At 36.6% G+C, this 9265-nt stretch carries 10 protein-coding genes; 2 read left to right on the plus strand and 8 right to left on the minus strand.

Going from position 1 to position 9265, the window contains the following annotated elements; all coding sequences use genetic code 11:
- Positions 1-38: 38 nt before the first annotated feature.
- The 4 genes from AC07M3_RS18960 to hflX all read right to left on the minus strand — a co-directional run bounded on the left by AC07M3_RS18960 (position 39) and on the right by hflX (position 2998).
- A complete protein-coding gene (locus AC07M3_RS18960) occupies positions 39-482 on the minus strand; it encodes a DUF2147 domain-containing protein (protein ID WP_026056163.1) in 444 nt (147 codons plus the stop codon).
- Between the two features lie 82 nt (positions 483-564).
- Complete coding sequence (locus tag AC07M3_RS18965) at positions 565-1239, minus strand: LrgB family protein (protein WP_005043360.1); 675 nt, start codon at positions 1237-1239, stop codon at positions 565-567.
- A 10-nt stretch (positions 1240-1249) separates the two neighbouring features.
- A complete protein-coding gene (locus AC07M3_RS18970) occupies positions 1250-1621 on the minus strand; it encodes a hypothetical protein (RefSeq protein ID WP_004638713.1) in 372 nt (123 codons plus the stop codon).
- Positions 1622-1654: 33 nt separating this feature from the next.
- The gene (gene hflX, locus AC07M3_RS18975) at positions 1655-2998 is read right to left on the minus strand and encodes a ribosome rescue GTPase HflX (protein WP_004638715.1); all 1344 of its coding nucleotides are present in this window, start codon (positions 2996-2998) and stop codon (positions 1655-1657) included.
- Positions 2999-3213: 215 nt separating this feature from the next.
- On the opposite strand from hflX, the gene AC07M3_RS18980 reads away from it, so the two are divergent.
- Positions 3214-4023: a lysophospholipid acyltransferase family protein gene (locus tag AC07M3_RS18980; protein WP_005043363.1), complete on the plus strand. Its 810-nt coding sequence runs from the start codon at positions 3214-3216 to the stop codon at positions 4021-4023.
- On the opposite strand, the gene AC07M3_RS18985 is transcribed toward AC07M3_RS18980, so the two are convergent.
- Positions 4024-5649, minus strand: a complete 1626-nt coding sequence (locus AC07M3_RS18985) for a phospholipase D-like domain-containing protein (protein WP_199991549.1) — start codon at positions 5647-5649, stop codon at positions 4024-4026.
- A 106-nt stretch (positions 5650-5755) separates the two neighbouring features.
- On the opposite strand from AC07M3_RS18985, the gene AC07M3_RS18990 reads away from it, so the two are divergent.
- Positions 5756-6766, plus strand: a complete 1011-nt coding sequence (locus AC07M3_RS18990) for a metallophosphoesterase (protein ID WP_004638721.1) — start codon at positions 5756-5758, stop codon at positions 6764-6766.
- A gap of 47 nt (positions 6767-6813) precedes the next feature.
- On the opposite strand, the gene yfiB is transcribed toward AC07M3_RS18990, so the two are convergent.
- The 3 genes from yfiB to yfiR are packed head-to-tail and all read right to left on the minus strand — an operon-like array spanning position 6814 to position 9040.
- Positions 6814-7293 carry an outer membrane lipoprotein YfiB gene (gene yfiB / locus AC07M3_RS18995; protein ID WP_017387718.1) on the minus strand — a complete coding sequence of 160 codons (480 nt, stop codon included), beginning with the start codon at positions 7291-7293 and terminating at the stop codon, positions 6814-6816.
- Positions 7294-7307: 14 nt separating this feature from the next.
- Positions 7308-8531, minus strand: coding sequence for a diguanylate cyclase DgcN/YfiN (gene dgcN, locus AC07M3_RS19000; RefSeq protein WP_005043367.1), 1224 nt, complete (start codon positions 8529-8531; stop codon positions 7308-7310).
- A gap of 5 nt (positions 8532-8536) precedes the next feature.
- Complete coding sequence (yfiR, locus tag AC07M3_RS19005) at positions 8537-9040, minus strand: regulatory sequestration protein YfiR (protein WP_092710839.1); 504 nt, start codon at positions 9038-9040, stop codon at positions 8537-8539.
- Positions 9041-9265 lie beyond the last annotated feature (225 nt).

Raw genomic sequence — 9265 nt, forward strand, 5'->3', positions numbered from 1 at the left:
TAAAAAAGCCGCATAAGCGGCTTTTTTATTTTTAACTTTTATTCTACGCGTAACCAAATTTGGTTACGTCCCAAAGCAGAAATTCCTAGATATCCACGCATATGAAGACGTTTACCAGTTGCGCTAAGTTTTGCTTTAAGCCCATAAACTTTGCCCGTATTCGGATCTAGAATTTTCCCGCCTGTATAATTAAGCTCATCTGTCTTTTTTAAGCCAGTTGCAATATCCAAACCTAAAATGGGTTTATTGGTATAGGGTGCAGGGCAGTTATCACAAATCTCTTTAGGCGTATAACCTGGGCGTGGTGTAACTTTAACGATCTTTCCAGCATATGTCCCATTGGCTTCTTTACGTATTTCTACCTGTGCTTTGGGCGCGCCAGTCTTATCATCAATTGTTTGCCAAAGACCTATAATGTCTGCTGCAAATGTAGCAGTATTGATCCCCAGTAAGAGCAAAGCTCCAATAAAAATTTTCCCCATCATTAAAAATCCTTTTAACATTGAAAGGTCATCTTATTTCGAATTTATATACCGTTCAATGTTTATTTAATAGGCTTATTAATTATGGTGTTCCGAGTGACAACATTAATGTAGGTAGCCAAATTGCAGTAAATACGCCATTCAAAGCCATACCAAATGCAGCGTAGCGACCCGCAACTGGACCGCGTTGCCAAGCTTGAGCTGTTCCTATGGCATGCGCAGCTAAACCTAAGGCTAAGCCTGATGCTCTTTCATCATGAATATGCTTGAGTAAAAATGGTGAAAAAGCCGCTCCAATAACCCCAGATAAAATAACAATAAGGGTCACCAGCGTTTCAGGAGCATGTAATAACGTTGCGATATTCAGGGCGATAGGGGTAGTCACCGCACGGGTTGCAAATGCAAGAATAGTAGGTTCTGACATATGTAACAAATAAGCGAGGCCCATAGGCAAAGCAACGGCACTTATACTTGCAAAACATAAAATCCCAATGACCGATTTAATTGGAAGGTCATCGTAACGCATTGCAGCTAAAGGAATGGCTAAGGCTACAGTCACATACCCCAATAAATGGCTAAATAACTCATTCACATAAAGACGATATTGTTCATAAGGAACTTGTAAAACTGAAAGTAAGGCAATGACAATGAACATGCCGAAAACTAAAAGTGGAACTTGCGGAAAACGTCGGTTTAAAGGTTTTGCACACAGATAACCAATTAATGTGATTAAAAAACCGTAAAAGATCGTAAACATTTTATTCTCCTTATAACCAACGTTTTGCCATTTTTGCATAGACCCACAAAGGTATAAGGGTGCTGACTACTAAAACAAAAAGGAATAGTGGAATTTCTTTACCCATATGCACCAACATAATTAAGGAGCCAGCACAAACGGGTAAAAAAGCAAATCCACTTTCTTTCATAATTTTATTATTTGTATCAACTATCCGGAGAGGGATTTTTTTGAACTTTCGCCAGATAATCAAAATAGTGAGTAAGCTGATTAACCCGACCAGATTACCTAATTCTGGATGACCAAAAGCACGCATGACGATGACAGAGCCTTCACGAAAACCAATAATGAGTAATAACGTTGCTACCCATGCTGTCCAGTCTATACTTTTGATCTTATCCATATTTTTTATCTCTAAAAGTTTACTTATCAAGTTTTAACTGATCTGACCCTTGATTTCAAACTCCTCTAAGGGACGGCTAAATTGACTAGCACGTTCTCCCAAGATTTCCTCTAAGGGCAGTTTTGCTTGGCGAATAAGCTTTTCTAACTTATGTGGGGCAATGCGTACATCAATATGCAATAAGCCAGCATCATCATAGTGTTCAGACTGAATCACATTTAAAGCATAAAGTTGGGTGCGCAATTTGCCATAAGCAGGTTTAAGAATCAGTGAAAAATGTTGAATTTGACCCATTAAACATTCTTGCACTGCTTGTTGAAGTAATTCTAGACCAAGGCCAGCATGAGCCGAAACATAAACTCGATCTGGTACATGTGGCTCGGCATAAATGATTTTGGCTTCTTCACCACTTAAGTCAATTTTGTTGTATACCCGAAGTACAGGAGCATCTGCGCCAATCTCTTTTAATACACCTTCAACTGCTTCAATTTGATCAAGCATGTCATGGCTATTACTATCAATAACATGCAGTAATAGGGTGGCTTCAAGTGTTTCTTCAAGTGTTGCCTTGAATGATTCAACTAAATCATGTTGTAAGTTCCGTACAAAGCCTACTGTATCTGCTAACACGACAGTACCAATACCATCCCATTCCAAACGGCGTAATGTCGGATCGAGTGTTGCAAATAGTTGGTCGGCTGCGTAGACATCACTTTTCGCTAAAATATTAAATAGAGTTGATTTGCCCGCATTGGTATAACCAACTAGCGACACAGTTGGAATGGCTGCCTTTTGTCTTGCAGCACGTCCTTGAATACGGGTTTGATGTACTTTTTCTAATTTATCTTTTAATTGGGCAATACGAACGCGAATGAGGCGACGATCTGTTTCTAGTTGTGTTTCACCAGGACCACGTAAGCCAATACCACCTTTTTGTTGTTCAAAGTCTGCTGACCAACCGCGAATAAGACGCGTAGATAAATGCTTTAACTGTGCAAGCTCGACTTGTAATTTACCTTCATGCGTACGAGCACGTAGCGCAAAAATATCTAAAATTAAGCCAGTACGGTCAATGACTCGGCATTTTAATATTCTTTCTAAATTTCGTTCTTGAGCGGGTGATAAAGCATGATCAAAAATCACCAGACTTGCTTCTAGTTCCTGAACTCGCTCTGCAATTTCTTCAACTTTCCCTGAACCAATAAAAAATTTAGGATTGGGTTTATTTCGCTGAACCTTAATATGTTCAAGGATATCTGCACCAGCAGACTGTGCAAGTAGAGCAAACTCTTCGGCATCCAGATCATCTAATAATTGTACAGAAACACTCACTAAAATTGTGCGTTCACCGCCTTGATGCCGATCAACATATTCCACGTGGCTATAAATCCTGAAAATGGGAAAACTTTATTCTAGATGAAACTTAAGCAAAAGGGGAAAGCGTTTGTTCTTATCCTTTAGATTAGTTAAATGTAGTTAGAGATGTCTGAATTTATTTTATTTCCCGTTCTCTATCATCAATGCAAGTTTATTCTGAAACGTATAGAATGCTCGAGATGGGTATAACAATGATTGATCGTTAGTGAAATTTTATGGCTCAAACGCAAAGTATAGTTAATTCAACGTTAAAGAAATTATCAAAAATAGGTTTATACGGAAAAAAAGTCACTTCTGCCACGGCTGCAATTAGTGAAGGTTTTTATTTAGTTTATCGACATGGCCTTTATAAAGATCCTAATAATCCGGTTAATACACGCTATGTTCAATATTTTTGCCGCCGTTTATGTCAGGTTTTTAACTTAGATGTAGAAGTACATGGAACAATTCCTCGAGAACCTGCTCTTTGGGTAAGTAATCATATTTCCTGGCTAGATGTTGCTGTTTTAGGTTCAGGGGCTCGTGTTTTCTTCCTTGCTAAAGCTGAAATTGAAAATTGGCCCATTTTCGGGAATTTAGCTAAAGGTGGTGGAACTTTATTTATTAAGCGTGGGTCTGGGGACTCCGTTAGAATCCGTGAGCAAATTACCGAATTTTTAAAACAAAATATTCCTGTACTATTTTTCCCTGAAGCGACTACCACAGATGGGCATTCTGTTAAGAAAGTACATGGCCGTCTACTCGGGGCTGCTATTGAGGCTCAACGTCCAGTACAGGTATGTTTAATTTGTTATGTAAACCGTTATGGACAATTAGATACAGTTGCTCCATTCATTGGTGAGATGTCTTTTGCAGAACATATTCAACGCGTACTTGAAATGCCGAAAGTAACAGCTCATTTGTTAACTTTGCCACCAATTTCTGTGGAAGGGCATGATGTGAAAAGTTTAACGAATGAAGTTCAAGAAAAAATGGTAGAAGGCTTGGCTCAACTACATCAAAAAGTACTTAAGCCAAAAAATTAATTACATGAATCCTTCAAGTGGCAGCCATGAAAGAAACTTCATGCCTGCTTTTTGCCACCATTTCATCTCCGGTTCCTGTTTATAAATTAAGGGACCATGTGAAGTCTCTTGCTGCCAATAAATATGATTATTAGCGTCAAGCTTTAGCTTATAAGCAAATTTGTTTAAATTTTCATCCATGGTGTGGTGAATGGTTTTAGCCAATGATGGACTATCCAAAATTACGCCAATTTCAGTATTCAAATATGCTGAGCGTGGATCAAAATTAAATGAACCAATAAAAACCTGCTCATCTAATGCCATAAGTTTTGTATGCAAGCTTGAGCGGCTTAATCCCTTCATATTCACTTTTGCTTTAGTTGCTAGCTCATCTGTATTTTTATTTAAATCTCTTTTATCTGGTGTCGGTAAAAATTCATAAAGTTGTACGCCGTTTTTAAGCAGTTCTTTACGGTACTTTCCATAAAAGGCATGAACGACAGCAACGTCATTTGCTTTAAATGAGTTCGTTAAGACTCGAACCTCAACACCTTCTTTAGCAAGAGTACTTAAAATCTTGGCGCCTTGCTTTTCAGGAATAAAATAAGCTGAAATTAAATCAACATTACTTTCCGGTTTTTCTAGATGGTTAATTAACTGGAAATTAAGGTGTTCTTCTTTTTTAGCCTTTGATTTGATTTTATCAGGCGAGTCTTTTACGACTTCTGCTTTGACCCAGTCGAATTGAATATTGCGATTTAACCATTCATCAAATGCATGTGATTTTGCGGTTAAGTTTAGAAAGTTTTGAACTGTCGCCTGTTGGTAGTGAGCTTCGAGTTGCTCTTTTAATCCTTCATAACGTAGACGATGTTGCTCTGGACTTACGATACTTTGAACTGAATATGCATATTCATGATTCCAGTAGTCATCAAACGAATTCACAATATCATCAACAGCAGCACCAACTAACATTACATCGACATCAGAGAATTGATAACTATCACTTACATTGTAATATTGATTTGTCATGTTTCTTCCGCCAATAAGAGCAACCTCATTGTCGGCAATAAAACTTTTATTATGCATACGACGATTGATACGTTTTAAATCAAGCACCATATCCATCGCACGATATTTACGAAAACGGTAGGGATTAAAAAGCTTAACTTCAATATTTTTATGCTGAGAAAGGGCAAGCAAAATCCCTTCTATTTTTTTTGCATTATTATCATCAATAAGAAGTCGGACTTTTACCCCGCGATCAGCTGCCCGAATAATCGCGTGTAACGCCAAAGCACCAACTTTGTCATTGTCCCAAATATAATATTGTAAATCTAATGTCTTTTCGGCTTTATCAATTAATCTTAGGCGGGCTGCTAGAGCCTCCAAAGGATCATTTAATATGTGAAAACCCGTTAGTTTTGGGTTTTGCTGACGTAAGGGAGTAATCAGTTTGGCAAGTGAGGTCTCAGAAGTATCAATATCTTTTGCATATTGTACTGGCTCAACACCATGTTTTGGCAGAGTACTACATCCTGTCAAACCCACAGCAAAACTAGAACATAGGACTATAGAGGCTTTTATCAAAAAGCCTTTAGCTTGTTGATTCGTTTGAAGCTGTTTGGAATGAAAGGATTGTGCCATAATCAGTACATACGATAACGTGAGCTAGAGTATAATTCGTGCATATTGAAAGATAAATATTGAATTTGATTACTAGCAATCAATATAAGATAAGTCGAGAGTCGTAATGTGGAATCCAAATTCAATTATTTTTTGTTTTTACTTTATATTTTCAATACTTGCTTTATGGGGGATTTCTGAAGCTTGGATTCATCAATCTCGAACCGAGACTATTCATCCATTTAAAGCTTTTGTCCATTTACTCGCATTTTATCTCTCTTATCTACTTATTCCTCTCTGGTTTTTTAATTTATACGCTGCTTGGATTGGTTACTATTCAATTCATCAAGGTATTTTCATCTTTTTCTTAAGTGGCATTTTAATTTATGCCCGATTTATTGAACCTCATCTAGTGCGTGTCGATACACATCAATATCGGTTAAATCCAGATCGAAGTTTTAATAAACCGGTAAAAGTAGCGTTAATTGCTGATTTACATATTGGTTTATTTTCAGGGCATGAGCGCCAGCTCAAAACAATAGTTAAAAAATTAAATGAACAGCAACCTGATTTAGTGGTTGTGGCGGGTGACTGGACGTATGAGCCAGAAAATAGACTAATTCAAGAATTGAGTGTTTTAAAAGAAATTCAGGCACCTGTTTACTCCGTTCCTGGAAACCATGATGAGCAATATCCAGGACCACCTATCCAACAATTATTAAAAGATGCCTTGTTTTATAATGAAGTTGTCGATATTGAAGGCAAAATAGTTGATTTTGAAGAATTTCGTTTGATTGGTATTGGTGATCTCTGGGCTGGAAAAACCGACATGCGTTCGATGCCAGATTTACCACAAGACAAGCCTTGGTTAATTCTTTCCCATAATCCCGATACGGTAGACATGGTGCCTAAATTGCCGAATCGACCATTAATGTTATCTGGGCATACACATGGAGGGCAGGTTGAGCTTCCATGGCTTACCACCTATATTATGAAAAAAGTGTCAATTTTAGGTCATAAACGTGGATTTTACTCTCACGAACATGCCGATGTTTTTGTGACAGTTGGCACAGGAATGGTTGGCATCCCTTTACGTTTTAGAGTGCCGCCAACAATTGATATTATTGAGTTAGTTTAAAATAAAAAAGCCAATCACAGAGGATTGGCTTTTTTATAAATTGAAAATTATGGAATAACAACAATGGCAACACGTCGGTTAATCGCACGATTTTCATTGGTTGTATTTGGAACATAGGGCTGCGTTGAACCGCGACCAATCACATAGATATTTTCTTTTTTAAATCCGCGAGCTAAGAAAAGGTTTGCCACACTTTGTGCACGCTCTTCCGACAGCTTTTGATTATAAGCAGCATCGCCAACATCATCAGTATGACCAACAATTTTCAATTTATTCAGATCATATTTATTCAACTGAGATGCCAGACGTACTAACTCAGCTTCATGGCTCTGTTTTAACTCTGCATTATTAAAGTCAAATAACAAACGTTCTGGTAAACCTAAAGTCCATCCTTCATTTGTAAGCACAAAACCTTCTTTTTTGAGCAATTTTACCTGACGATATTTTAATGGCCCAAAACTCAGGCACCCTGCAAGAGTAATGCATAGCAATGCAATAAAGGAGAGTTTTAAAGATCTTGTATTCATAGATTAGCCTAAATTTAATTTTCAGGTTTATAGATAAACCAGCGTTCATCCGAATTTTTAGCCTTATACATTGCCTGATCTGCTTGCATAATGAAATCTTCGGGGCTAGATGCAAATTGTGATAAAGCAATACCCACACTAAAACTGAAGTAAATGGTTTGACCATTCAGATGCAAAGGTTCTTTACAGCTTTCGAGTAAATTTTCAGCAATAGATATTAAATGATCAGCATGACTAATGGAATGCAAAATAACAGCAAATTCGTCGCCGCCTAAACGCGCGATAAAATCTTGATGACGTAAACGGGTTTGCAAACGATTTGCCATTTCTTTTAAAACTTCATCTCCAGCCAAATGTCCAAACTGGTCATTAATCGCTTTGAAGTTATTGTTATCTATAAATAATAAAGCAGACTTATTATCAAATCCCTTATCTTCAAACATATCTAAAAGAATTTGATAAAAATAATGTCTATTAGGTAATAAGGTGAGCTGATCGTGATGAGCCTGAAATGACAATTTACGATTTTCTTTTTGTAATTGATTGTCCCATATCTGAATTTCTTCAAGTAACTCATTAAAAACAGTATTTAAATCTTGAAATTCTTTAATTCGATTATAAGGGAACCGAAGATTATAAGCTTTTTGCTCACTTACAATTTGAGCAATATTGGTAAGTGGATAAATAGCCTGCATAATTTGGCGATAAGTTAGATTTACTGACCACCACAAAGCGCAAACAATAAACAACATCGCAATTGCGAGCCCTACCATAATCATTTTTAGGAACTGCAATATTTTTTCTGAACTACCAAAAAGGGTTAATTCACCTACATTTTGTTCGTGATGATAAATTGTAAGATGAACGGGTTCATTTAAAAACCAATGATCAAACCAGCCCTCTAAAATTGAAGTCTGACTTGATAATTTAAAACTTTGCGCAATAAGGTGATGTTCTGAATCATAAATATGAATAGTACGGATTGAATGATCATTCGTATATTCATTCAAAATTTGCTCTATCGTAATTTTGTCATTAAATACAACTGCTGGTTGAATACGTTCGAGCAGGGTATGGCTGAGCAATTGTAAATTTTGTTTGGCATAGGTTTCCATTGTAAAAACAGAAATTGATACAAAAGTAAAAGAACAAATAAAGAACGTAATTGCAAAAATCGTAAATTGAGACTTTCTAAATAAAGCATGCAATGAAGTGGACTGATACAACTTAGATATCATAATCCTTACTCCGCATTCTTAGCCAAGAGCAATACTCTTGGATCAATATGAACTTTGGAGTGACTTAAAGCATCTAAGTTAACTTTAAAGGTAGTGTAATTATTTTGATTATATAAACAAAAGATACTTCCTATTTCACAGTCTGAATTATTGATGCTTAAAGAAAGTAAAGAACGATAAGGATAATTCTGAATAAGGCTTTGTTGCTGCTGTGGAGAAGTAGTAGAAAAATAAACAGCCTGACAATGTGACCGTGCAAAATCTTTCGCGTTTACAGTTTGAACACGATAATTATAAGACATTTGCTGGATATAAGATTGAAAGGTAGATGTAATGGAGGGATTATCAATAATACAAAGAGTAGGAGTATTTACATTCTCCCACTTACTGTAGCTTAGAATAGATAATGTAAGCACATAGAAGTTATGTTTTGAATTGGCATAACAAGGCCCACTCGTAGCAAACACTACAAGTATGCAAACAAATACTTTCTTAGCGAACTGCCACATGGTGAGTTAATGCCAAACTATTGCACGAATAATCTATTCTACATGAAGTTGATAAAGTAAAAAAAGTTTAATATCTCATCTAATGTTGACTGAGGTGCCTAAAAAAAAGGCATATACATCACTTTTTTCTCAAAATAGTAGAAAAAAGCGGCACTCAATAGAAAAAGGCTGAAATACCCCTTGCCAAGAGAATTTAATGGTCTATAATGCACATCCATCGGCGGT

It is taken from the genome of Acinetobacter sp. GW821-FHT09D10, assembly GCF_059416285.1.

Excerpts from the sequence above, each read along its gene's own strand:
- AC07M3_RS18960 (WP_026056163.1), bottom strand. The coding sequence starts at position 482 with ATGGGGAAAATTTTTATTGGAGCTTTGCTCTTACTGGGGATCAATACT.
- AC07M3_RS18965 (WP_005043360.1), bottom strand. The coding sequence starts at position 1,239 with ATGTTTACGATCTTTTACGGTTTTTTAATCACATTAATTGGTTATCTG.
- AC07M3_RS18970 (WP_004638713.1), bottom strand. The coding sequence starts at position 1,621 with ATGGATAAGATCAAAAGTATAGACTGGACAGCATGGGTAGCAACGTTA.
- AC07M3_RS18980 (WP_005043363.1), top strand. The coding sequence starts at position 3,214 with ATGGCTCAAACGCAAAGTATAGTTAATTCAACGTTAAAGAAATTATCA.
- AC07M3_RS18985 (WP_199991549.1), bottom strand. The coding sequence starts at position 5,649 with ATGGCACAATCCTTTCATTCCAAACAGCTTCAAACGAATCAACAAGCT.
- AC07M3_RS18990 (WP_004638721.1), top strand. The coding sequence starts at position 5,756 with ATGTGGAATCCAAATTCAATTATTTTTTGTTTTTACTTTATATTTTCA.
- yfiB (WP_017387718.1), bottom strand. The coding sequence starts at position 7,293 with ATGAATACAAGATCTTTAAAACTCTCCTTTATTGCATTGCTATGCATT.
- dgcN (WP_005043367.1), bottom strand. The coding sequence starts at position 8,531 with ATGATATCTAAGTTGTATCAGTCCACTTCATTGCATGCTTTATTTAGA.
- yfiR (WP_092710839.1), bottom strand. The coding sequence starts at position 9,040 with ATGTGGCAGTTCGCTAAGAAAGTATTTGTTTGCATACTTGTAGTGTTT.